The sequence below is a fragment of the Corynebacterium sp. HMSC08D02 genome (assembly GCF_001807505.1).
GTDB classification, from domain to species: Bacteria; Actinomycetota; Actinomycetes; order Mycobacteriales; family Mycobacteriaceae; genus Corynebacterium; species Corynebacterium pseudogenitalium.
The window spans coordinates 51,384-75,393 of sequence record NZ_KV789253.1 but is presented as its reverse complement, the minus strand read 5'-3'; the positions used below and the strand labels follow the sequence as shown (position 1 = coordinate 75,393).

Here is a 24,010-nt window from a genome sequence, read left to right as displayed (position 1 = left end):
TTATCGAAGCTACCCCGCGGTCGGCATGGCGGTGTTGTTGAGCTGCTCGAGGCTGTCGCGAAGTTGCAGGACTACGCCGACGTTCTCGTGGAAGATGTCCATGATGGAGCCGTTTTCGTCGAAGGGCGGTTGGGTGAGCTCGTGCGCTTCGACGACGCCGTTGCGGATCACCTCGCTGACGACGGTGTTGAGGAACGTGCGCTGCACGGAGTTGAGGTCGGTGGAGTGCAGCAGTTCCTCGAAGTGCGCTTCGACGGCGGCGGCGTCCATCCCGACGACTTCGCGCAGGAAGAGGCCGAGTTTGGCTTGGTGGGTGTCGGCGAGTTCAGCGGCGCCGTCGACGTGGGCGTTGAGCAGCAGCTGGCGTAGTTCGTCGAGGTCGTGCGTGCTGAGCTGTTGCGCGTTGCGGAGTTTGCGCAGCGCCAGGCTGGTGGTGTTGCCTTCGAGCGCGCGGCGGAGTTCTTCTTCGATGACGGAGCTCTCGCGTTGGGTGCCGCCGGTGGCCTGGAGGGTGCTGTGTTCGAGTTCGCCGAGTTCGTCTTCGAAGTCGGTGATCACCACGACGCGCTGCGCTTTGTCGAGGAAGACAGTGAGCCCGCGCACGGTTTTGCGGACCAGTTCGAGGTCCTTGTAGGTCACTCCGTCCCACCACTGCGGGCCGGCGAGCGCTTCGAGGAGCGCCGCGTTGTTGGCAACGGTGGGGATGTTGGTTTTCTGCAGCAGCGCCTCGGCGATGCCGACGACTTTCTCTGCGAGCACGTCCCAGTCGCCGCGCTCTTCGAACAGTCCGAGTTCGAGCTGGTAGATGAGGTAGTCGAAGCGCCGGGCTTGTTCTTTGTCGCCGGTCGCGGCGAAGGGGAGTGGTGCGAGTGCGGTGACGGCTTGTTGGTGGGTGTCGGCGTCGGCGGTGAGCCAGGGGGTGGCGTCGCTAAATCGCTCGAGGTAGGCGCGTGCTTCGGTGGGCACGAGGATGCTGCGGTGGGGCACGCTGCGCACGGCGTCCGAAAGATGCTTTGCGACGTCCCCTCGCACTTCATCCGTGGCCGTCAGCAGTAGGCGGGCGCGGGTGGTGAAGCTGCGCTGCGAAAGCGAGACTTGGTGCGAGCCTTCCGTGGTGTTGGTGGTGCCGCTGAATTGGCGCACGTTGTCGCAGTAGTCGAAGATGTAGAAGCACGTTTTGTCCACGGCGGGGCCGAACAGGTCAGGGCGCAGGCGGGTGCCGCGGCCGACCATCTGCCAGAATTTGGTGGGGGAGTAGACGGGTTTGAAAAACACCAGGTTGACGACCTCGGGGACGTCGATGCCGGTGTCGAGCATGTCCACACTGATGGCGATGTCCAGGCCGGAGTCGGGCTGTTTGAACTCGGCGATGAGTGCTTCCGCGTTGTACACGCCGTGGGTGATCACTTCGGCGCGGGTGGCGGTGGTGGGGAAGATGGCCCGGTACTCGTCGGCGATGAGGCCTGCGTGGGCCTGGTTGCGGGCGAAGATGATGGTCTTGCCCAGCCGGTCCGCTCCGTCGACCTTCAGCCCCTTGCCGATGACCTGCCGCAACACCTTCCGGATCGTGTCCCGGTTGAGCAGCTTCGCGTTGATCTCGGCGGCGTTGACTTCCTGGGGTGCGGAAAGTGGGTCGCCGTGCTCGTCGACACCCCATTCGGCGTTTTCCCACTCCAGCTGCTCCTCGGGGGTGAGTTCGCCGTAGGAGATGCCGCGGCGCATGAAGGCGGTGCTGCCGGAGAATACCTCGTAGGGCACCAGGTTGCCCTCCTCGATTGCGCGGCTCAGGCTGTAGTAGCCGGTCGGGGTGTCGGGCTCGCAGCCGAAGAAGGTATAGGTGTCGTGGGAGAGGTTGCTGCGCGGGGTGGCTGTCAGTCCGACGACGAGGGCGTCCAGGTAGTCGAAGATGCGTCGATAGCGCTGGTAGATGGACCGGTGGGCCTCGTCGACGATGATGAGGTCGAAGTCGAAGGAGTTGAAGCGTTGGCCTTCGCCGATCATGCCGATCATCGTCTGGTACGTGTTCACGTACACCTGGCCCTCGCCGGCGGGATTGGTGGTCAGGTTGACGGGCACGGCCTCGGCGAGGTGCTCATTGAACGCCGCGTGCGCCTGCGTGACCAGCGCTTTTCGGTCGGCGAGGAAGAGCACGTTGCGGATCCAGCCGGCCTCCAACAGCATGGACACGGTAGCGATGGAGACGCGCGTCTTGCCCGTCCCCGTCGCCATGACCAACAGCGCGCGGCGCTTGCCCTTGCCGAACGCCTCCGCCACGGACTGGATCATCTCCAGCTGATAGGGCCTGCCGGCGATCTCGGTGATGGTGGCGCTGTGTGCGCTGAGTGGTTGGCGCTTGTCGCGCCGGGCGATGAGCGCCTCCATCGCGCGCACTGTTGGGTAGGACTCAATAGTGCGGGTTTCGTAGCCGACACCGCCCGGCAGGTCGGCGTCCCTGTCCCAAAAGCGCACCTCGTACCCGGTGGTGTAGAAGATCAGCGGCACACGTCCCGTCGCGTTGCCGATGGCGTCGGCGTAGATCGCGGCCTGCTGGCGGCCGTCGTTAATGCTGCGGCTGGCCTTCTTCGCCTCCACAACGGCGATCGGCACACCCTGTGTATCCAGCAGCACATAGTCCACCTTCATGCCCGCCACCGGGTACTCCTCGATGAGCGTGCGGCCGCGCACAAACCCGGCCTCCTCCAGCATCGGCGTGATGATGTCACGGCGCGTCTGCGCCTCATCCACCGCCAACTGCGGCGCCGGTGGCGTCAGCTTCTCCTGCTGCTTGCGAATCTGCTCCCGCAGCTTCGCGATCTCCTCCTCATACCCCGCAGCCTTTTCCAGCTCCCGCTGCTGCGCCTCATCCAGCTGCAGTTTGTACAGGTCAGCCTGCTCCCTCGCGGACTTCTCCTTCGCCGCCAGCGCCATCATCTGCCGCTGGTTCAACGCCGCCTGCCGCGGTGCCTGCTTCAAGATCTCGACGTCAAACGGCGCAATCCCCCGAATCGTCTTCCCCGAGAAGTGCGTAGTTGCGAACACCATCACGTCATACAGGTGCTTCAGCGCCTGCAGCGCCTCATCGCTGGTGATGTGCGCTTCGCTGTGCACCGCGGTGTTGCCGGCCTTGCGCAGGATGTGCATCTTGGAACGGATCGTCTCCGGCAGCAGGCGCGAGAAGTCCGGGTTGGTCAGTGTATCGAAGATGTTGGACTGTTTCTCCAGCCCATTCAGCGCCGCGATATGCCCAATGACCTGCTCTAACACGAACCGGGATTGGAACATCGACGCGCGCGGGTTGGTCAGCGCGGCATCCTCCGCATTGCGACACTCAATAATGAGCTGGGGCCATGCTTGCCCAACGAAGCCAAAGTTGGACGGACGTGGAGTGATGCTCACCTGCTCGCCTTTCTTCCCGGTGCGCTCGTTCGCCTGCGCGTTATTCTATACCGTTGCGTTGTGGCTCGAAACCTACTCGAAACATGCTCGAAACGGATTTACATGTTTTGACCTGGGTATATCACTCTACTCGAAATCGTTTCGAGTAGAGTGATCCACATGAATACTGCGGTAAAGGTTGATGAGTTACTTACGCGCCCCGAAGATCAGTGGTTTGAGCGGAAATCGTTTCGTATTAAACCGAAGGATCTTGCGAAGGCGATTATCGCGTTTGCCAACGCCGAGGGCGGGGTCATCGCTGTCGGTATCACTGATCGACAATTCGATGGGTTGCCTAGCGCACGGCAGGACAACGACTTACGACAATCGGTGTTTGATCACACCGATCCAACGGTTCGAGTCGAGATCGAGAGCCTTCGCATTGATGACGCCACATCTGTATACCTATTCCATATCTTGCCTAGTGAGCGTGTACATTATTCCAATTCGGGGGAGTGCTTCCTGCGCATCGGGGATGAAACGAAGCAGCTGGGCCCCGACGGCATTTTAGAGTTGCGGTATTTGAAGGGGGAGCAGCAGTTTGATGCAATTGTTCCACCACGTGCTGAGCCTGGAGACCTCGATATGGCGCAGGTCGAGCGGTATGCGGAGGCGATTGGTTCGGCCTCGGCCCAAGATGCGTTGAGGGCGCGAAACTTGGTAGATAGGGTCGGCAACCCGCGGACAGCGGCATTGTTGCTTTTCGGAAAACATCCGCAGGAGTTCTTTCCAAACGCTCATGTTCGTGTGGTCCAGTTCAATGACATAGATCGGTTGCCGGGTCATGGTCAGCAAATTCTTTACGACGAACGCTTCGACGGCACCCTGCCAGAACAGATTCAGCAGGCCAGAACTGCGATTAGCAAGATTCTTCCAAAAGTGCGCCGTCTTGTAGGCAGTGGGCTTTTTGAAGAGGAGGATTTGATCCCGCCGGATGTGTGGCTAGAGGGTTTGGTGAATGCGGTGATCCACAGGTCTTACAGTATGGCTGGGGATCACGTCAGGTTCGAGATCTATCCTGATCGGGTTGAGGTGTCTAGCCCTGGCAGGTTCCCTGGCTTGGTGGACCCGTCGAAACCCGAAGCAATTGCGAGGTTTGCAAGAAACCCGTTGATTGCGCGTGGGACTGCTGAGTTGCGGATTGGGCAGGAGTTGGGGGAAGGGATTCGACGAATGATCGCTGGTATGCGAAAGGCGAGTTTTGCAGACCCAGTGTACCGGCAGACAAGTGGCAGTGTTGTCTTGACATTGAAGGCAGTGCAACGCCTCGACGAGTCGCTTCGTGCGGACTTGCCGCGCTACTCAACAGAGGTGCTTGCAGCCTTGCAGGCAAGCCCACATCCCTTATCGACGGGCCAAGTGGCCAACGCCCTTCACCTCTCGAACCCTCCCGTCCGCCGTGCTCTGCAAGCACTCCGGGACGCTGGACTCGTGCAGTGGAACGGAAGCGGTTTGAGGGATCCTCGCGCAACATGGTCAGCGGTCAGCCCGCTGCGTTACTGATACATGACCAACGAACAAAAGTTCCCCACGGGTGCGTGGGGAGGTTTGTGTGGCCCTCTAGTTAGTCATTACTTTTGCATCGCTTCTATAAGGTACGGGATTGAAGATGACGGGCATGGCCCTTTTGCATTGGTGCATTGGGGCGCATTTCGGTCCAGTGGCGTTTTGCGCGTGCCGTTGCCTCAGGGTATCTCTCGACTGGGAACGTTACCCCGAGTTCTTTCGCATTGCGGCCTGTGAGATAGCGTTCCTTTTGCAGTACATCGGTCATTTTCTTCGCGTCGCTCCCGCCGTCGTAGAGGTGCCAATACAGCCACTGCTCAAATTGAGGGTTCGTTACTGCGACTGAGATATTGCTCTTTTGTGCGAGCTGAAGAACATCACCCAGGGTGGTGTGTTGGTCACAATCGACGACTAGGAACGCGCGGTCAAAGTTGTCGGACTTCAGATGGTTCTCGCATGTATCAAGAACTCGCTTGGGTTCTCCCTTACCAGGTACAACCTTGATGTCCGTGGCCACGTCGTTGGAACGCAGAATTTGTGCGAGCCTTTGGAAGTAAACTTGCTCAGACTTTCCTTTGTCGCCTTCTACAACAATCAGAAGCCGACTTTTCAGCCTCCGCTTTGCCCTGCTCTTGGGCTTTCTGGGTGTACCTTTACGCGCTGCCACGTTCCCCATTTTCTTGCCCCCGTCGTGTAGGTGATAGTTCTTCAACAGCACTTCGCATTAAACCTGGTAATAGATACGGTAGCGCGCCGAATCGGCCTTCCAGGTATTGCTTTGCAAGATTTGATGCCGGTTTCAAATCGCGGAAGTCCTGCAAGTTATAGAGCGTACTTGCACCAGAGCTGTCTTTTTCGGTGAACCAGACTTGCTCTTTCGTCAGGTTCGCAGAAGACTGCGGCTGGAGCAGGGATACGTCATGTGACGTGAAGATCAGTTGGGCCCCGTGTGGGTTTGTATCTTGATCTTGGAACAGTGCGACGATTGCTTCGGCGAGACTGGGGTGGAGGCTGGTATCCAGCTCGTCGACGCAAAAAACGGTGCCGTCGCGGAGCGCTTCTAAGATGGGAACGGCCATGGTGAGCCACGCCAACGTTCCGGATGACTCATCGCGCATGAGAAAGCCGGCGTCGGCGGATTCGTTGCCATGGTGATAAAATCGCAGCGTTCTGTTTACGATGTCGTGGCCGATCAGACTTTGGCCTAATAGAGCTTTCCCGGGCGTCTTGTTACCATGTGTCGCAGCTCGCTCGAGAATCTTGCGTATTCTCGGCGGTAGCTCTCGTTCATCTGTATCTACATCAATTCGCGTGATTCCGATATCGGCTACTGCCGCGAGTGTGGTGAGTACGTTCAACGGAATTCGTTCGTCGGCGATATCCGCCGCAATTCGGTCGAGGCGTTGCCGCCGGGCACTGTCGCTGATGTCGTAGAAATCGACGCCAGCGATAATGCGTCCAACAAACGACTGTAGTGTGTCGTGACCTGCAACGTAGCCACGGGAGAGCACAAGTTCTCGCGGGGCTGGAGATATACGTGGTCCCAGATACTTATGCCAGCTGATTATGCCTTGTTCGGCGTCTCTTTCCAGAAGCCGTGTTGGGCGGGAGGAGAAATATCCAAGCAGCAGCTCATGTTCAATGCGGTTCGCGGAAATGGAGAATTCGTAGTGATATCGAATTTCTCGGGCCGCAAGCTCCGGGCCGCCAATGCCACCGGTTAAAGTGAAATCGAGTGCAAAGAAACTGGGGGAACGTACAGCGTCCTCATCTAACTTGAATGGGGATCGAGGATTTTTCTGAAATTGAAGCCATCTACTTGCAGAGTATTGGATTGCCTCCATTGCGTAGCGCATTGCGTCGAGTACCGCCGTCTTTCCTGATGCATTGGGTCCAAATATGGCAGCAACCGGTAGGCAGGCATCGGCCCAACTCTCACCTTGACGTGGAACTGCGGTGCGCCAGGAGTTACGCGTCATTTCCAGCGCGAACTCATCACGGAAGCTACGGTGATTCTCCGCAATAAAGCTAAGCAGTCTCATGGAAGTAAGTTTAGGTGAGAAAAGCTCATTACGGGAAAAAATTTCCCCAGAAAGGCTTAATAAAGAAAATGATGCGGTTTTACTAACTCACCGATTGCACAATCCTGTACACCGTTGCTCGGTCGCCTTGGCCACCTTCCATGGTGACGATGCCCTCGCGAAGCAGTGGCGCGAGTCCGTAGCGCACTTGGCCTGTGGAAAGTCCGGTATTGGCTGCCAGTACGTTCACGGTGATACCGCTACCTGTCGCGGAGAGTGCCTGGTAGATCCGGGGTACGTTCTTGCCCAAGGCTTGGAGGTTGACCAGTAGGTCTTCCTCGGTCGGGGAGAGTCGGGTATTGGAGCCTATGTCTTCCAGCCGGGCATCGTGTTCTGCGCTGGAGCGGGAGCCTCGTGGGAACAGTACGGTGAATTGGACGCTGGTGTTGATGAAGCGGGGCGTCGCTACGCGTGATTCGCGGCAGGAGGTGATCGCTTCGCGGGTGCCGCCGCCTTCGTCAGCGTGGTTGTCCGCGCGGCGGAACCCCGCGACAGCTTGTGCGCCCCGCGGACAGTTCGACCTGTAGGCAGAGGCCGCCCGGGGTGTCCGCCCCGCCGTCCGCGGAACTTTGTGACAACCCGACACTCCGTTTCATGTGAAACATAACTGGTCTGGGAGCAAGCAACAGTTTTACACTTTAACAGTATGGTTTTTGAAGTTTCACACTTTGATGACCTGCATGTTTAGCAGTTTGAATAGTGGGAAGCCCTCCTCAGTGCAAGCCCGTTGCCACAACATCCAGGAGTCCAATTGTTTCATGCCGATTTAGAGCACTACTTAGCCATTGTTGAGCGGGTTTATGTTGCGGTGCAGCGGAGTGGAAGGCATAAACGAGAATGTTGACATCAGGAATGATCATCGAGTACCGCCCACACAGCTTCTTTGTTGCTGAGATCAACTAGAGCCGGTCCGCCGCAATCGAAGGAGGGCAGGTTAACGGGGGTGTCTTCGGTACTGATGCGGGCTTCCTTCTTGAGGGCAGCGCGGACCGCCTCTTCGACGTATGAGCTCAAAGTGACATTGTTGGCTTTGGCTTGGACCTTCGTTTCTTCAAGGAGTTTCGGCGGGAGGTTTATCGTCGTGCGCATACCTTTAGGGTAGAAAGCATCAAGTCATCATTCAAGAGGTGCAATGATGTATCTGCCTTCAGGAAGCCGTGAAAGGTTGACTGGTGTCTTAATTCAGTGCGAGCGTCAGGATCAGTACTCCGATGGAGAATGCGAGCATGCCTAAGCAGTTGATCCAGAATGCGCTACCGAGGAAGTGGGCGCGGACATGGGCTGCTGCGGCCGCGCAGAAATAGGCGATGACTCCAATCATGGCTGTGATTCCTATGCCGGGGAACCAGAGGCCGGCAATGAGTCCTACGGCGGCGAGGCACTTGATGACAATGAGCGCCCACCACCAGTCCTTGGGGAGTTTGACGCCGCTGAGGCAGGCTTCGATGAAGGGGACTGGTTTGAGGGAGAGGGCGGCGTCGCCAAGCAGAATGGCTGCTAGTAGAAGGGAGGGCCAGGCTGGGGAAGATTCTAGGATCATTGGGTTACTCCGAATGCGGTGTTGAGGCGTTCGATCGATGAGGCGGCTTGGGATGTGAGGTGCTCGGTGTCGTAGATTCCGGCGGCCCAGCCGATGAGTAAGCCGAGGTAGACGTTGTACAGCAGGTCGGCGTACTCGGCCGCATCGGCGCTGCTGAGCCTGGTGCCGAGTCGCAGGGTGATTTCATCGGTCAGGAGCGTTTTGAGTGCGGTGAGCGCTTCGCCTTGATTGCCTTGTTGGATGAGTGCTGCGCCAAAGGCGCGGGAGAGCTCTTCGTGGCCGGTAAACATCTGGAGGAAAGGTCTCAGGACATCGAGAAGGCTATCGGATTGTCCCCGGATGTCATCGTGGAGTTCTGAAATGTGTTGGCCAATGGTGCGGATGAGCAGCGTTTGTTTGTCGCCGACTCCCATGACGGTTCCCACGCTAACGCCAGCTTCGGATGCGATAGTCCGGATGCTGGTGGTGGCGTAGCCCTGAGTGAGGAAGAGTTCGTAGGCGGTGGCTAGGACCTTGCTGACGGTGCCAGCTTTGGCGGCCGAGCGCGATGAGTGAACGTGTTCAGTGAACATGTTCAAAAGGGTAGCTCTTGATGGTTTCGAGGTCAATGACGCCGAAGTGTTGACAGTTGGCGCTAGGCCAGCGTGGGGAAGACGCGGTCGCGCAGCAGGTGTGCAAGCTCGCGGTCGGGGGCTGCTGGGTTGACCCAGGCGGTGTCGCCGATTTCGGCGGCGGCATGGGGTTCGTCGGCGGTGACGGTGCGGGTGTAGGTGAAGATGGTGCCGACGACGACCTCGCCCGGTTCGTTGGCGGCGGGAGCGTCGAAGGTGCCGAGTTTGTTGAGGCTCTCGGCGTCGAGGGTGAGGCCTACTTCTTCGGCAACTTCGCGCAGGGCGGCGTCGACAAGCGCCTCGCCCGCCTCGGGCTTGCCGCCGGGCAGTTGGTACTTGGTGGAGGACTTCTTGCGCACGGTAAGCACGTGGCCTTGTGGGTTGCGGATGACGACGGCTGCTACTTCAATCATGGCTGCTGATTGTAGGCGGCCTAGAGCAGCGGCAGGAGCACGAGGGCGAGATTGAGTGCGATGACCAGCGCGGCAAGCGTCCAGCCCACGGCCATAGACCAGGGTTTCGCGGCGAACTCACCCATGACGTCCCGGGAGCCGGCATAGCGGAAAAGCGGGATGATGGCGAAGGGGATGCCCAGGGAAAGAAGTGCCTGGCTGACCACCAGTGCCATAGTGGGGTCGACCCCGCAGCCGATGATGACCAGCGCCGGGATGAGCGTGACCAGGCGGCGGACTAGTAGGGGGACCTTGATGTGAAGCAGGCCGTCCATGATTTCGGAGCCGGCGTAGGCGCCCACTGACGTCGAGGCGAGGCCGCTGGCCAGCAGGCCGATGGCGAAGAGAACGCCGGCCAGCGGGCCGAGGTGGCTGGCAATCGCCGTGTGGGCCCCGGAGATGGTCTCTGTGCCGTCCACGCCGTAGAGGGCCGAGCCCGCCAGGACCAGCAGGCCCACGTTGACGAGCCCGGCGATGGACAGCGCCACGGCGATGTCCGCGCGGGTGCCGGCCAGCACGTGGGGGATTTCCAGGTCGGGGTAGCGCTGCTTGGTCAGGGAGGAGTGTAGGTAAATGGCGTGCGGCATGACGGTGGCGCCCAACATGGAGGCGGCCAGCAGGATGCTGTCCTTGCCCTCTAGGCGGGGGATGAGGCCGCCGGCCACGTCGGCGGGGTCGGGCGGGGCGATGGCGAGGCCGGCAAGGAAGCCGATGCAGATGACCAGGAGCAGGCCGATGACAAGCCCCTCGAACCACTGGTTCTTCTTCTGGAAGATGAGGAGAATGATGGAGACCGTGCCGATGATGAGCGCGCCCGCGAACAGGGGGAGGTTGAAGAGGAGTTGCAGGGCAATGGCGCCGCCGATGACTTCGGCGAGGTCGGTGGCCGCGGCGATGAGCTCGGCCTGGGCCCACATGCCTAGGCGCGCGCGGCGGGAGAGACGCTCGCCCATGATTTCCGGCAGGGAGCGGTGGGTGACTAGGCCCAGTTTGGCGGAGTGGTACTGGATGAACATGGCCATGAGGTTGGCCACGACGAGTACCCACACCAGGAGGTAGCCGTAGTGGGAGCCGGCGCTGATGTTGGCGGCTACGTTGCCGGGGTCGACGTAAGCCACTGCAGCAACGAAGGCGGGGCCGGTGAGGCTGATTAAGGTCTTACGCATAGGCATCTCCATACCAAAAGTTCAACTACTTGAAGTCTAGTTTTCATCGCCATATGTTCAAGCCAGGGGGGCCAAAAAGTTTTGCACTTTCACACTTTGGTTTTGCACTTTGGCAATGTGCGTTTGGTGCAGTTGGTTGAGGAAGAGTGAACACCCTCAAGCGGATATCCGGCGCTGGCTATTGTGTCCAGGAAAGTGTTGCGCTGTTCCAGGTTGTGGTCAACGTATGGAGTTCATTGTTCAGAACGGGGTCAATGAGGAGTGCAGCAACCCGAAGGGCTTCATCTAGAATCAAGAATTCTTTTCGTATTTCGTTGCCAAATTTCTTTGCGGCTTTCGGGTACCGATCTGCCCACGTTGCATCAGGGATATTGAGATTTGTTGGGAGAGTAACGCCTCGGATTTGTTGCTGTGAGTTGAGAGCGTCGCGGAGTTCAGCAGCATTGAGCTGTGTTGTTGGCGGAAGCTCTGAAGCTAATAGCGCAATGTCGTAGAGATCGTGATAGCGTGTCGACGCTTTGCCCGGAGGTGTGTCGCCGTGTATCTCATACATTGCGCAGACTTTATCTGCGATCTGGTTTGCGATGGGGTACGACGTGACTTGGAAATGTTCTGGAAGATAAGGTGTCTGGACGTCGTAACTTGAAGCTACGGTGACTGATTCCACTTCACTAGTGACCTCAAGGTCACCACTGACGTCGATGGAAAACTCAATGAAGCGGTTGCTGCTACCTAAGCCGTAAGTGACTGTAACTTTGAGGCGTTTGCTGTCTATCGTGCCGATTCGTTCCGCCTTGCCATTGCTCTTTTCCACTTGAAATGTATAAGGGCCTACTCGGTGCTTGTTCATTGTCGCGATGAGGCTGTCAGCGGCTTTTAAGGCTGAGGTAGGGGCATATTGCCGAAATAGGTCGAGGTCTTTTGTCTGCCGGGCGCCTGGTATTCGGCAGTAAATGTTGGTGCCCCCTTTGAGCACCCAACCGTCGTTTAGGCGCATGAGTTCATGAAGGAACACCTCACGGAAAAACTGGTTATATACGTCGTTTGGCTTCTTTCCGGCGTGGCTTGCTTCCTTCTTCAGTGCTGAAACGATCTGACCGTGGCGCTCCCTTTGTTTTTGAGGTTGTGGCACAGGATTCTCCTTGAGGTTTTGCTGTGTGGGATGGGGGAAGAGGGGTGGACAGCCAGAGGGTCTTCAAACCTTCACTGTGCACGATCGTTTCGGCTAATTGTTTATGTGTTGCTTCGAGCGCATGGGCAGTAGCTGCTCTGCCAGCGAGCATGTTCTGGAGTGCCTCTTCTACATTGCTGCTGTGAAAGTCGGTTTGAAGTGGCATCTTTGCGACGAGCGCCTTTAACTCTTCAGCAAATGGCTCGAGCGCCTTGGCGACAGCTCTTTGGATTTGCTCTTCCATGATTGCCGCGGGAACAGGTGGAAAGCATTCTTTCCAAAGCATACGTAGCCCCTCCTGATCACCTTTTGGCAGGCCGAAAGCTGTTTCGTTTCCAGCAAAAGCGCTGAGTAGCTCAGGTTCTTGCAGTAATTGCTTTTCGCTCGCATCTGCGATGAGATCAAGGAGATGTTGGGGTTCATGTCCGTCTAGTGCGAGGTCCACGATGGTGCGAGCTGCAGTTGTGATGGGGAGGTTGTGTTCGGGGTGCAGGGTCCATTCGTGGTCGTCGAGTTTGTTTCGATGAAACTGGACTTCTGGTTGCCTACTTTGGCGTCGACGGTTGACGGTGAAGTGGATTCCATCGGGCCAGAGGTCACCGATGCCCCAGAGTTCAGCTGCGGTGGTGTGGGAGATGACGGATTCGGACGCCAATGTAGGGTCGTGGACCCGGTCAGCGGCCATCATCTCGGGTCGGAGTGCAAGCCATTGTGCTTTGACGTCTAACGCTGGACTCATCATGGTGCCGACGGTCGCATAAACCCCATGTCGAACTCGGATGAGTCCACCCCTTGTCTCTAGTCGGGAGAGAGTCAAGGGCGTTACTCCTTCTGCGCGTGCTTGTTTTGCCGTGCACAGTCCCCACTGTTGGGAAGCGATCTCCCCGATGATCTCCAACGATTCGGCGGCATCCATACTTCAAAAATTACCATATAGGATAGTTTTGCAGCACGGAGATTTCATAACTCCTGCGAAACTATCAGTCGGGTTGCCGCCTCCTCATCCCATGAGCTGCAGGATGTCCGCGGCTGCTCCATCCGCGCGGCGGACACCTTGATAAGTTCACCGCCGAGAAAGTTGCTGGCAGTGGCAGTGCCGCGGACAGTGGAAGCACGAGGGCTCTTATCGACGCCCCTTCGACCAACCACGCTTACCTTTAACACTCATGATCCAGTTTCCAGGTGAACTGTGATTATTTGTCCGCGCCGCGGAATCCAGCGACTACCTGTCCGCCCCGCGGACACCTGAATACCGACTCCATTGTCCGCGCGGCGGAATCTGCTGCAGCTTTCTTATCGACGCCCCTTCCACCGCGGATACCTTTCCGTCATCCACATCGTGTTCACTGCTGCCAACTGTCCGCCCGGCGGACACCCGAATACCGATCCCACTGTCCGCCCCGCGGACAGTTCGACTTGGAAACCGAGGTTTTCCAGAGTGTCCGCGGCGCGGAACTTTGCGACAACCCGAAGCCGCATGCGCCGATGGCAACCTGTCCGCCCCGCGGAAAGCCGGTGTGGTTGCCTGTCCGTGCGGCGGACACCTTGACGGGTTCACGCCGGGAAAGTTGCTGGTAGATGGCGTGCCGCGGACAGTGGAAGCAGCGGCGGGTTTTCTAATCAACGCCGGCTCCGTCCCATCACGTTTACCTTTCACAACGCGCCTCGGTTTCCGGGTGAGTGGTGGGTGTCAGTCCGCCCCGCGGAATCTGCCGCAGCTTTTTATAGGTGGCCCTCCCACCACGGATACCTTCATCCGTCATCCACATCATGTTCACTGCGGCCGACTGTCCGCGCGGCGGACACCTCGACGGATTGCCGTCAAGAAATTCGCTGGTGACGATGGTGCCGCGGACAGTGGAAGCAGCGATTACTTTCTTATTGACGCCCTCTCCGTCCCACCACGCTAGCCACCAACAACATGACCCGGCTTCCGGGTGAGCGATGAAGATCTGTCCGCGCGGCGGAATCCAGTGACAACTTGTCCGCCCCGCGGAAAGCCGGTGTAGTTGGTTGTCCGCGCGGCGGACACCTCGACGGGTTTACGCCAGGAAAGTCGCAGGTAGTGGCTGTGCCGCGGACAGTGGAACCTTGAGGATTGTCCGCCCGCGGAATAGACCCGAGGCGTTTGTAAAAGAGACCTACAACATTGTCCGAGATGCGACCGGGTGGAAGATAGTCCAAATGTAATTCTGCGTATGGCTCGAAACGTACTCGAAACGAACTTTCAAGTCGTGAAAAGCGCAAAACAATCTACTCGAAACCGTTTCGAGTAGATTGCCAAGTGGTCTTTAACGAGTCCTTTTATCTGTCAGCTCTAAAGCTCTCTCGAGAAAGCCCGAGAGGAAAGGGAGGTGTAGAGCTCTCGGAGCAGTGTCAATTTACTGCTGCGAAGTGCTCGCTGGTGAAAAGCCGTCCGGACTTGATTTCCAACTGTTGTTTGCAGAGCTGCGTCGACATCTGGAATTTCAATCGCCAAAAAATCAGTTTGCGAAATGTTCTTCATGCTTCCGCCGCTACCGGAAGATGCCTTACTAATCGCATTCCGCGTAAGTGGGTGCTGCAGACATGCCCATAGGAAGAAAGGGTCGACCGAGTCCTTCGTGACCAAACGCCACAACTTATCCGGCAACAGCAAATTCTCATAGGGTTGATCCACGATTGCAGACGCCCCCACCAGTTCGGTGGTGTTGGCTCGAGAAACGAGTAGGTCCCCTTCTTGTACTCGGTGATGCTCAGGGGGTTCGTAGCTCGGGTCCAAGGGTTTCGACTCTTCTGGTTTGAAGTACCCGCTAGTGGTCGAGCTAATTTTGAGGACACGTGGCCCTCCAGGCGTTGAATGCTCTTTGAGGCTTTTCCCGGAGACAATTCTCTCTACGTATTCTCCAATCGGGACAGTTCGGTTCGTTTCTGGTGCCAGATTTTTGGCCAGTGTTTCTAGCTTTGAAATGGACTGCTCTTCAGCGCGGATCGCCTCCTCTACCGTGCCCAGAATCTTCGCGATGCGCTGCTGCTCCTCCAAAGGAGGAAGAGGGACCGGGAGCTCCAGAAACAGGCTGTCTGGCAGGCTCCGACGTCGTGCTGTTGTACCACGCACTTTCGCCTGGTAGTAGAAAATAGCTCTATCGGATCGTAGAAACCTGGCAAGAAAACTTAAGTCAACACGTTCGGGATTTGTCACTCGCCAAATGCCGTAGGCAGGGCTGACGATAGCTTTTTCATAAAGCTGTTGAAAATCGATTACGCCTTCGTCAATAGGAAAACCAACGACGAGTTCGTTCCGGAAGACTACTTTGTAGTCTTTGGTAGAAGCGCTTGCGATTCGCTTGCCAAAACGTTCATCCTGATTGACCAACCCCTCGCTTCTAGTGATTGAGAGCACCGGGTAGCTTTCTTCGCCTGCGCGAGGGGACTTAACTTTCTCGAGAACATCCCCCAACTTCACCATCTCCCACCCCATCTAGATCAGCCCCTTGAGCATGCTCATGGCCTCGGCGATTTGGGCGTCGAGGGCGTCGATGTCGGCGAGAATGTCCTGCGGGTTACGGGTTTCTTCGGTTTCGAAGACGATTTCTTTGTACCGGTTCATCGACAAGTCGTAGTCCGCCTCGCGGATCTCGTCGACGGGGACGGTGAAGGATGCTTCGGTGCGGGCGCGGTCGCGTTCGGCGGTCTGGTTGTGGAAGCGGGCCACAACGTCGGGCAGGTTGTTGAGGCGCAGCTGGGCGTCGTCAAGTGGAGTAGCGGGCCAGGGGCCGAGTAGTTCCTCGGCGAGCAGTGGGCTGCGCTTGTCGTCGAGGGAGCGGCCGTCGGCGGTGATGTCGTAGAACCAGATGTGCTCATTTTGGCCCGGTGAGTCGGTGCGGGTAAAACACACGATGGCGGTGGACACGCCGGTGTACGGCTTAAACGCGCCGGACGGCAGTTTGATGATGCCGTCGATTTTCTGGTTGTCCACAAGCTCTTTGCGCAGGGTTTTGTGCGCGCGCGTCGAGCCGAACAGCACACCCTCCGGCACAACGACAGCCGCCCTGCCGCCCAGCTTCAGCAAGGTCAAAAACCTCGCGATGAACAGCAGCTCGGTCTTCTTCGTCTTTATCGACGCCAACTCCGGATCCAAAATGTCCTGGTTAATCGAGCCCGCAAACGGCGGGTTCGCCAGCAACACATCGAATGCTTCAAGCCGCTCTGGCGCCAGCTCCTGCAGGGAGTCAAGGTAGGAGATGTTCGGGTCGCTAAAGCCGTGCATGACCATGTTCATCGCGGCGATGCGCACCATCGTGGAATCGAAATCGAACCCGGTCAGGCCGCAGGCGAGGTACTGTTCGCGCTGTTGTTTGGTGGCGTTTTTGAAATCATCACGCAGGTATTCGCTGGTGGCGGCGAGGAAGCCTGCGGTGCCGCAGGCTGGGTCGATAAGTCGGTCGGTGACCTTCGGCTCGGTCAGTGCCACGATCAGTTCGATGATGTGGCTCGGTGTTCTGAACTGTCCGTTCGTGCCGGCGGTGGCCAGTTTGGACAACATGTACTCGTACAAGTCGCCCGTCATGTCCTTATTCGAGAACTCCAGCTTCGCGATCATCGTCGCCACCGTTGTCAGTGTTGCCGGGTTCGGGATCAGGAACGCCGCATCCTTCATATGCGTGACAAACCCGCTGTCACGTGCGGCGCCGAGTTGTTTGATGTAGTCAAACCCCTCGCGGAACGCGGCGAAGCGCGCCTCGGGCGAATCGACGGCCAACAACTTGGAAAAGCGCAGGTGGTCGTGGGTGGCGTCGTAAAATATTTGGGTGTCATCCGGCTGCGCACCCAGTGTGTTGGCGAGGAACTCGGCTTGTGCTTGGCGCTCGTCGAGCTGGCGCATGAACAGCAGGTAGGTGAATTGTTCGATCACGGTGATCGGGTTTGAGATGCCGCCGGACCAGAAAGCGTCCCAAATGCGGTCTACCTGGGACTTTAGTGCGCCTGTAATCATGGCGTCATTCTAACAACCGTGCGGGACAGAAGATAGAACGGCTCGTGCACGGAGCTATCTTTTAAAAACCGCGATTTCTATAAGATAGGTGCGTATCGAGCAGCGCCTAAGTTCTGCTTTTCCAGATTTTCAGAAGATAGGGCAGAGCCGTCGTCGAAAAGTTGGACCCCTAGCGGGGCGCGATTTGGTCATACCTCATCCGAGGAGCAATATATTCGTGCTACCAATCGGACAACGTGAAGAACTGATTATGACTCAACAATTTCATCCGCGCGCATGGTTCCCCGTCGCAGGCAGCATGGTTGCTGTCGCGTGGGGCGGCAACGAGTTCACCCCGCTGCTCGTGATGTACCGCGAAACCTCGCACTTTTCGCAGGTCACCGTCAATGGGCTGCTCGCCGCTTACGTCCTGGGCATCATCCCGGCGCTGCTGATCAGCGGTCCGCTGTCCGACCACATTGGACGACGCCCCACCATGCTCCCAGCCGCACCACTTTCGCTCGTGGGGTCCTTCCTGCTGTCCATCGCCCCGAACGAGCCACTGGTGATCGCGACGGGCCGCATCCTGTGCGGGCTCGCCCTGGGCATCGTGATGGCGGTGGGGTCCACGTGGGTCTCGGAGCTGATTATTAAAGCGGGCGGGGACCCGGCGTCGGGGCCGCGCAAGGCGTCGATGTGCCTGACCGTCGGCTTCCTGATCGGCGCTGCGCTCGCCTCCGTGCTGGCGCAGTGGGGCCCGTGGCCCACGCACACCGCGTACGTGCTGCACATCCTGCTTACCCTCGGCACCGCCTACTGGCTCCTGGATACCCCTGAAACCCGCCCGCCGCGCCGAGGCACCGTGAAGGAAACCTTCCTTGAGCTGCGCGTTCGCGACATGCTCGAGATGCTGCACATCCCATCCGCCGCGCACCGCCGCTTCGTGCGCATCGTCGTGCCGGTCGCGCCGTGGGTGTTCGGCTGCGCCGGCGCCGCGTACGCCCTGCTGCCGCAGCTGCTGTCCAGCTCAGCGCACGATATGCCCATCGCGTTCTCCGGCTTCATGACGGTCGTGACCCTCGGCTGCGGCGTCGGCGTCCAGATGCTCGGCCGTGTCATCGATACGAGTAGGTCCGCCCGCGCGTCCGCCGTCGCGATGGCCGTGATCACCGTCGGCTGCATCCTTGCCGCCGAGGCGTCCCGGTCGCTGTCGCTGCCAATCGGCGTTGCGGCTGCCGCCATCATGGGCGCCGGCTACGGCCTGGCCCTGGTCGCCGGACTTTCCGAGGTCCAACGCATCGCCAACGCCGACGAACTCGCCGGCCTGACCGCCGTCTACTACTCGGTGTCCTACACCGGCTTCTTCATCCCGATGGTCTTCAGTGCCGCCGCGCCCGTCGTCGGCTTCACCACCCTGTTCGTCATCGGCACCATCCTCGCCCTGTGCTGCCTGATCAACGTGGTCCTGGGCTGGCGCGCCCACCTGCCCGGCCCGACCTGGTAGGCGGCTGCCCCGGCTCTCTGCCGCCTCCGGCCCTCAAATCTGCTCGTAGCGTGCGCTTCAAAGCGTGCGATGCTGGTCGCACATTTCCACCCACCCCGGCCGATTTTCAGCGACCAGCGTCGCACTCCTTGAACACCTCGACCGGAACGGATTACAGCAAGCAGCGCGCTATCTCCACAGCGCCATTCATGATCAACCAGGCTTGTAATCAGCCTCGGCGCACCTCACACCTGCTCGTAGCGCGCGCTTCGAAGCGTGCGATGCTGGTCGCGCATTTCGACCCACCCCGGCCGATTTCCGGCGACCAGCGTCGCACTCCTTGAACACCTCGACCGGAACGAATTTCAGCAAGCAGCACGGCCCCAGCCCCCAACCCCCAGCCCCAGCACACCCGTCTATCCTGAAATATCCATAAAGATGTGCCCAGATGCGAAAAATCAGATACGGGGACATCTGGGCACATCTAGCCGGATATTTCACACATTTTCGATTATTGTGAACCCATGGACCAAACACTGAACCCGTATTCGCCAGGTGCCGGCTTGCGCCCACCTGCACTAACAGGGCGCGAAGCGGAGCTCGAGCTTGTCGAGGCGATCATCACAAGGACCCGCAGCGGATTGCACAATCGCGGCGTCATCCTGAGTGGCTTGCGTGGAGTGGGAAAGACGGTGCTGCTGAATGAGATCGCATCGCGAGCAGAAAATGCGGATTGGCTGACGGTGCAGCTTGAAGCAAGCGCTGACCGGTCAGGGGCGCTGCGGGTTCGGAAGCGTTTGGCCCGTGAACTGGCGTTGAGTGCTCGGAAGGTGTCGTTGCGTAAGCGGTGGAAGCACTTCAAGGATGCACTGCCCGCGATTGCTTCGTTTGCATGGCATGTCGGCGGTATTGACGTCGCGCTGGAGGTACCTGCTCAGGCGGGCATTTCTGATTCGGGGGATATCGGTATGGATCTCGAGGAACTTGTGCTGAGTGTCGCAGAGTCCGCGCAGAAGGACGGGAAGGCGATTGCGTTTTTTATTGACGAGATGCAGGACCTTGATGCGGAATTGATGTCGGCGGTGATTACCGCGCAGCACCAGGCGGGCCAGCGTGGTTTGCCGTTTTATGTGTTCGGGGCGGGCCTACCTACGTTGCCTCAGAAGCTGGCGGAATCTCAGTCGTACGCGGAGCGTCTGTTCGAGTACCGCAAGATTGGTCCATTGTCAGATAGCGCGGCGGCGGCCGCACTTGAGGATCCGGCTACCAGGCAAGGGGTGCTGTTTACAACAGCAGCGTTGCGGAATCTTGTGGACGCCGCTCTGAATTACCCCTATTTCCTTCAGGAGTACGGGAAGGCGATCTGGAACGTTGCTCCTGCTTCGCCGTTTACCGAAAGTGATGCGCAGCTTGCGGTGGCGGAAGGCAATGCGGCCCTTGACGCCGGGTTCTTCCCGAGCCGTTGGGAGCGTGCGACGCCTGGTGAGAAGCGCTATTTGCAGGCGATGGCTGCGCATTCTGCGAAGCAGGTTCCCACGAAGGACATCGCGGATTCGCTTGACGTTTCGGTGAATTCGTTGAGTAGTAACCGGAAGCACTTGATTGAGAAGGGTCTCATTTTTGCCCCTGACCACGGTGTTGTGCAGTTCACGGTCCCTGGAATGGCGGACTATATCAAGCGTCTCTCCTGAAATATCCACAAAGATGTGTCCAGATGCGAAAAATCAGATACGGGCACATCTTTCACACAATTTCGCAATAATTGCAGGTCGCCCCGTACCGTAGCCGTATGCAATTCGTTCGCTCTCTCTTCCGCGGCGCGCCCGCAACCGCGCTGATCACCGTCGTCTGCCTGGGCGTTTTCGTGATTACGGCGCTCCAGTCGCATTCGATCAGCAACGTGGTGTGGGGCTCCAGCCTCGCCGAGAACATGGTGCTCTTCGGCCCATTTATCGACGCCCCCTCCGCCACCCTCCGCACCCTCCTGGCCGGCTTTCTGCATGTGGATATCTCCCATGTGGTCGTGAACATGATCACGTTGGCGTTGTTGGGCCCGCAGCTGGAGCGTCGCCTGGGGACTGGGCCGTATTCGCTGCTGTACGTGGCGGGCGTGTTGGGGTCGTCGGCATCCGTGTTGGAGTGGAACTACGACGTGCCCACGGCCGGCGCGTCCGGCGCCCTCTACATGCTGATGGGCGTGCTGCTCGCCCTGTCGATGCGCCAGAAGGTCAACGTCCGGGCGCCGTTGGCCCTGGTCGGCGCGAATCTTGCTTACTCGGTGCTGTCCCCGGGTATCAGTCTGTGGGGGCACCTTGGCGGTTTGGTGGTGGGCTTGTTGGCGGGCTGGCCTGTGACGTCGGTGAAGAAGCGCGTCAGGTGGCTCGCGTCCGCTCTTGCGGCCGTAGCAGCTGTGGCTGCTGTGGCGTTTGTGATTGGTGTTGCCTAGTTTTTCACACGTTATCCCCAAGTTTGTACACCGGTGGAGAACTCCACAGAGTTGTCCACATTGTGGATAAACACAACCGTGTAATTTCTAGAACATCGCTAGAACATGTCAGCGATTCACAAGAAAAAACGCCTGGCGAATGGGCATCATTGCAGCTCATTACGCCAGGCGTTCGATGTGCGAATAGGTTGTGCACAGAGTTATCCACAGGTGTGGATAACGGTCCTCTCCACAGAACCATCCACAACCTGTGGATAACTTGGCACTACGAATTACACAAAATGCTCCCTAGAAGGTGCCCTTCAGCCAGCGGCCGAAGTCGGACACGGTCACGTCGCGAGAGTCGACGTTCTGGTCGTTCCACTGGGAGACGTCACCGGCCAGGCGGCTGGTCTGGGTGACCGTCATGTAGTTGTGCAGGCGGCCTTCCTTGGTCTTGCCGTCGCCGAAGCTGAACGCGCCGAGCAGCATGTCGTCACCGGCGTTGACCGGGTTGGACAGCGTCACCTCGAAGATGCGCGCGCCCTTCTTGGCGTTGTAGCCGAGGTCACGGATGTGCGAGCCGTTCGCGCCGGTGGTGGTGATCAGGCGGTCCACACCCTTCGGGCCGGACTCGGTACGCACCTCAACGCGGAACGTCAGCGCCGGGAACTCCGCCCAGTAGCGCTCGGTGCCCACATTCTTCACACGCAGCGCCACGGACCCAGCAAAGCCGGAAGCTTTCCAGGAGCTCGTCGTGAAGTATGGCACCAGGTCGAGCGCAGGTGCCTCCGCATTATCGACGACCTCTTCGACCTCAGTGTTCTCCTCCGACGTCGCCTCATCCGACTCCTCGTCGGTGATCACCGCGGCGGTCTCGCCGTCGATTTCGACGTTGGTCACATTGGCTTCATCGTTGTCGTCGATGGTGGTGACGTCGTCAAGATTCTCACCCTCGGTGATCTTCTGAACATCCTCGTTGTACGCCGGGTTCGGGTTCTCCACCGTGTCAGTGACCTGCGCGCCGCGGTTCGGTGCCCACGAACCTGCAGGTGTGGAGTAGTTCTTCACACGAACCTCGTTCTTGATCGGCATGTTCGCGACCCACGCCGTCGGCGTCGCCCACGTGCCGTTCGGGCGGCAGCGCTGCTGCGTGCCCGTCATGGTGACGGTGCGGAAGCCGTACGTCGCTTCGCCCGTGTTGCCCGCCGGAACCTCGTACGGCCCGATCTTCTGGCCGACGTTCCAGCTCAAGCTTCCCGACACCGACCAGCCCAGCATCTTCGCCAGCGAGTAGCCGATGTTGCCCTGCAGCCCATCCTTCGAGCCCGACCCACCAATGTTGATCGTCTCAGTCTTCGACCCGTTGACCGACGCCGAAATCGTCTGCGTCCGCGCCAGGTCCTGCGTCAGCGGGATGGTGTTCTTGGTCAGGTTGGTCGTCGAAATCGTGCCGACCGGCAAGAAGTTGTCCTTCACCTTGTACACGATGGTGCGGTAGTCCTCAGTGGAGTTGCACACTGGGCGCGGGTTGAGCACGTTCGCCTTCAAGTGGTCCGATCCCCTGTAGGTGTGGATGATCGGCAGCGCATCATTGGTCGCTGGGGTTTCGGGGTACGACTCCTCAAGCGTCTGAGCCGTGGCTGGGGTCAGCGTACCGGCAGCTAATGCCAAGGCCGCTACAACGCCCGTCATGGAACGAATAAACCGCATGACTATACCTTTCATAAGGTGACAATAGTAAAATAGCAGGTCAGGGCCTTTCTGGCCCTGTTTCTATGTGTACACCTTCTGTGCGCGGATTGTTCAACAATCCACCCCCGTGCCACCCCGCTACCGAACACCTGTGGGGAACCTGGCGGCTTTCCTGTGCGTCTAAACCTCATGTTGGAAAACACTGAACTTTTCGCATCCATCGTGGACACGCGCACGCTCCGTCACCGTCTGCACAGCCCCGAGTACCGACGCCTCAACCGGACGCAATGCATCCCGTCGCGCACCTGGGGGCAACTCAATGCCTGGCAGCGGCACCTCGTGCGCGCTTATGCCACCGCCCGCGCCATGACCAAAGGCTGCCTCGTAGGCAGGACCGCCGCCCGCATCCACGGCATGTGGGTCATCAGCCTCACCGAAGAGATCCAAGAAGTAACGACGCCCAGCCGCCGCGGCCCCGCGAAACACCTCGTCGAGCCCGACGTCCGCTACCGCACCTCCGCCTTAAGCGCCGCCGAGGTCACTACCGCGTACGGCATCCGCCTCTCCACTCCCATCCGCACCGCGATCGATATCGCCCGCTACCACGGGTTTCATGAAGGGCTGATCGCCATGGATTGGCTGCTCTCCATCGCGCACGTGGAGCGCAGCGACATCCTGCTACACATCGAGCGCATGGGCCGCGTCCGCAACTGCGGCGTGGCCCGCGACGCCGCCCGCGCCGCAGCCTACAACGCCGATTCCCCCATGGAGTCCCTCGCCCGCGCCGAGTTCCTCCTCCGCGGCGTCACCGGCTGGAAGTTCCAGGCACAGGTGCAGCGCTACCGCGTCGACTTCCTTTTCGACGACTCCGTCATCCTCGAACTCGACGGCGACACCAAACACGCCTCCGACCCCCGCCGCAGCCTCCTGCAAGAGCGCAAACGCGAACGCGAGCTAACCAACCAGGGATACACCGTCCTGCGGTACGGCTTCACGGATGTGCTTCACCGCATGGACGAGATCCTCGCCCGAATCGAGCTGGAACGGGCCAGCGCAAAGGGCCGCGCGGCCCGTTAAAACGCACGTCAAAACCGCACGTCAAAACGCAAATGGTAGTAACAGGATTGTAGTAATCCCCGAAATGGGGGCCAAAATCCGGATTACTACAATCCTGTTACTACCATCTACGAAAATCCGCCGAAAAATCCGCCGGGATGCGACTAGCGCCACCCCATGGTCATGAGCAGGCCGAGGATCATGCCTGCGAAGCCGATGCCGTAGTTCCACGGGCCGAGCTCCGCGAGGAATGTCAGCTGGTCGCCGGCGATGTAGTAGAAGATAATCCAGCCGAGGCCGAGCAGCATCAGGCCAAACATGATGGTCTTGTACCAGATCGGGGTGCCGCCGGTGTTGATCTTGACCGGGGTGCGGGACACGCCAGTTGGGGTTGATACGGGGCGGTGGTCCTTGGTGATTTTTGCCTTTGGCATT

At 59.0% G+C, this 24,010-nt stretch carries 21 protein-coding genes; 6 read left to right on the top strand and 15 right to left on the bottom strand.

Features of this window, described 5'->3' with window-relative positions; genetic code table 11:
• Positions 1-9: 9 nt before the first annotated feature.
• Positions 10-3,396 carry a DEAD/DEAH box helicase family protein gene (locus HMPREF3170_RS08340; protein ID WP_070479074.1) on the bottom strand — a complete coding sequence of 1,129 codons (3,387 nt, stop codon included), beginning with the start codon at positions 3,394-3,396 and terminating at the stop codon, positions 10-12.
• A gap of 159 nt (positions 3,397-3,555) precedes the next feature.
• Here HMPREF3170_RS08340 and HMPREF3170_RS08335 point away from each other — a divergent pair, with 159 nt between their 5' ends.
• On the top strand, positions 3,556-4,938 hold the full coding sequence (locus tag HMPREF3170_RS08335) for an RNA-binding domain-containing protein (protein ID WP_070479072.1): 1,383 nt from the start codon (positions 3,556-3,558) through the stop codon (positions 4,936-4,938).
• A gap of 85 nt (positions 4,939-5,023) precedes the next feature.
• Here HMPREF3170_RS08335 and HMPREF3170_RS08330 read toward each other — a convergent pair whose 3' ends face one another.
• The 12 genes from HMPREF3170_RS08330 to HMPREF3170_RS08275 form a co-directional block, all read right to left on the bottom strand.
• The gene (locus HMPREF3170_RS08330; RefSeq protein ID WP_168161637.1) at positions 5,024-5,608 is read right to left on the bottom strand and encodes an RloB family protein; all 585 of its coding nucleotides are present in this window, start codon (positions 5,606-5,608) and stop codon (positions 5,024-5,026) included.
• Positions 5,595-6,983 (bottom strand): AAA family ATPase, encoded by a 1,389-nt coding sequence (locus HMPREF3170_RS08325; protein ID WP_083290940.1) that lies wholly within the window; start codon positions 6,981-6,983, stop codon positions 5,595-5,597. The genes HMPREF3170_RS08330 and HMPREF3170_RS08325 overlap by 14 nt, the downstream gene beginning before the upstream one ends.
• Positions 6,984-7,065: 82 nt before the next feature.
• Positions 7,066-7,608 carry a winged helix-turn-helix domain-containing protein gene (locus HMPREF3170_RS08320; RefSeq protein WP_070363354.1) on the bottom strand — a complete coding sequence of 181 codons (543 nt, stop codon included), beginning with the start codon at positions 7,606-7,608 and terminating at the stop codon, positions 7,066-7,068.
• Positions 7,609-7,868: 260 nt separating this feature from the next.
• Positions 7,869-8,111 carry a YlcI/YnfO family protein gene (locus HMPREF3170_RS08315; RefSeq protein ID WP_005292604.1) on the bottom strand — a complete coding sequence of 81 codons (243 nt, stop codon included), beginning with the start codon at positions 8,109-8,111 and terminating at the stop codon, positions 7,869-7,871.
• An 88-nt stretch (positions 8,112-8,199) separates the two neighbouring features.
• Complete coding sequence (locus HMPREF3170_RS08310; RefSeq protein ID WP_070479068.1) at positions 8,200-8,562, bottom strand: DoxX family protein; 363 nt, start codon at positions 8,560-8,562, stop codon at positions 8,200-8,202.
• Positions 8,559-9,134: a TetR/AcrR family transcriptional regulator gene (locus HMPREF3170_RS08305; RefSeq protein ID WP_005292598.1), complete on the bottom strand. Its 576-nt coding sequence runs from the start codon at positions 9,132-9,134 to the stop codon at positions 8,559-8,561. The genes HMPREF3170_RS08310 and HMPREF3170_RS08305 overlap by 4 nt, the downstream gene beginning before the upstream one ends.
• A gap of 62 nt (positions 9,135-9,196) precedes the next feature.
• A complete protein-coding gene (locus tag HMPREF3170_RS08300; RefSeq protein ID WP_005292595.1) occupies positions 9,197-9,586 on the bottom strand; it encodes an NUDIX hydrolase in 390 nt (129 codons plus the stop codon).
• Between the two features lie 20 nt (positions 9,587-9,606).
• Positions 9,607-10,791 (bottom strand): Nramp family divalent metal transporter, encoded by a 1,185-nt coding sequence (locus HMPREF3170_RS08295; protein WP_070363637.1) that lies wholly within the window; start codon positions 10,789-10,791, stop codon positions 9,607-9,609.
• 178 nt (positions 10,792-10,969) lie between these two features.
• Positions 10,970-11,923 (bottom strand): nucleotidyl transferase AbiEii/AbiGii toxin family protein, encoded by a 954-nt coding sequence (locus tag HMPREF3170_RS08290; protein WP_246814950.1) that lies wholly within the window; start codon positions 11,921-11,923, stop codon positions 10,970-10,972.
• A complete protein-coding gene (locus HMPREF3170_RS08285; RefSeq protein WP_070479067.1) occupies positions 11,823-12,878 on the bottom strand; it encodes a type IV toxin-antitoxin system AbiEi family antitoxin domain-containing protein in 1,056 nt (351 codons plus the stop codon). Before HMPREF3170_RS08285 ends, HMPREF3170_RS08290 begins: the two co-directional genes overlap by 101 nt.
• A 1,401-nt stretch (positions 12,879-14,279) precedes the next feature.
• On the bottom strand, positions 14,280-15,422 hold the full coding sequence (locus tag HMPREF3170_RS08280) for a restriction endonuclease subunit S (protein WP_070479065.1): 1,143 nt from the start codon (positions 15,420-15,422) through the stop codon (positions 14,280-14,282).
• Entirely contained in the window at positions 15,423-16,937 is a 1,515-nt protein-coding gene (locus HMPREF3170_RS08275; RefSeq protein WP_070479063.1) for a class I SAM-dependent DNA methyltransferase, read from the bottom strand. It abuts the gene before it with no gap.
• Positions 16,938-17,187: 250 nt separating this feature from the next.
• Between HMPREF3170_RS08275 and HMPREF3170_RS08270 the strand changes: the two genes are divergently transcribed.
• The 4 genes from HMPREF3170_RS08270 (at position 17,188) to HMPREF3170_RS08260 (ending at position 20,845) form a co-directional block, all read left to right on the top strand.
• Entirely contained in the window at positions 17,188-18,420 is a 1,233-nt protein-coding gene (locus HMPREF3170_RS08270; RefSeq protein WP_070363350.1) for an MFS transporter, read from the top strand.
• A 128-nt stretch (positions 18,421-18,548) separates the two neighbouring features.
• Positions 18,549-18,743, top strand: a complete 195-nt coding sequence (locus tag HMPREF3170_RS11595; protein WP_141742255.1) for a hypothetical protein — start codon at positions 18,549-18,551, stop codon at positions 18,741-18,743.
• A 180-nt stretch (positions 18,744-18,923) separates the two neighbouring features.
• Complete coding sequence (locus tag HMPREF3170_RS08265) at positions 18,924-20,090, top strand: ATP-binding protein (protein ID WP_070479061.1); 1,167 nt, start codon at positions 18,924-18,926, stop codon at positions 20,088-20,090.
• Positions 20,091-20,188: 98 nt separating this feature from the next.
• Complete coding sequence (locus HMPREF3170_RS08260; protein ID WP_070479059.1) at positions 20,189-20,845, top strand: rhomboid family intramembrane serine protease; 657 nt, start codon at positions 20,189-20,191, stop codon at positions 20,843-20,845.
• Positions 20,846-21,133: 288 nt separating this feature from the next.
• Here the strand turns inward: HMPREF3170_RS08260 and HMPREF3170_RS08255 are convergent, their stop codons facing one another.
• Positions 21,134-22,537, bottom strand: coding sequence for a hypothetical protein (locus tag HMPREF3170_RS08255; RefSeq protein WP_070363348.1), 1,404 nt, complete (start codon positions 22,535-22,537; stop codon positions 21,134-21,136).
• Positions 22,538-22,708: 171 nt separating this feature from the next.
• Between HMPREF3170_RS08255 and HMPREF3170_RS08250 the strand changes: the two genes are divergently transcribed.
• Complete coding sequence (locus HMPREF3170_RS08250) at positions 22,709-23,596, top strand: endonuclease domain-containing protein (protein WP_070479058.1); 888 nt, start codon at positions 22,709-22,711, stop codon at positions 23,594-23,596.
• 143 nt (positions 23,597-23,739) lie between these two features.
• Here the strand turns inward: HMPREF3170_RS08250 and crgA are convergent, their stop codons facing one another.
• Positions 23,740-24,009, bottom strand: a complete 270-nt coding sequence (gene crgA / locus HMPREF3170_RS08245) for a cell division protein CrgA (RefSeq protein ID WP_070363346.1) — start codon at positions 24,007-24,009, stop codon at positions 23,740-23,742.
• Between the last annotated feature and the right edge of the window lies 1 nt (position 24,010).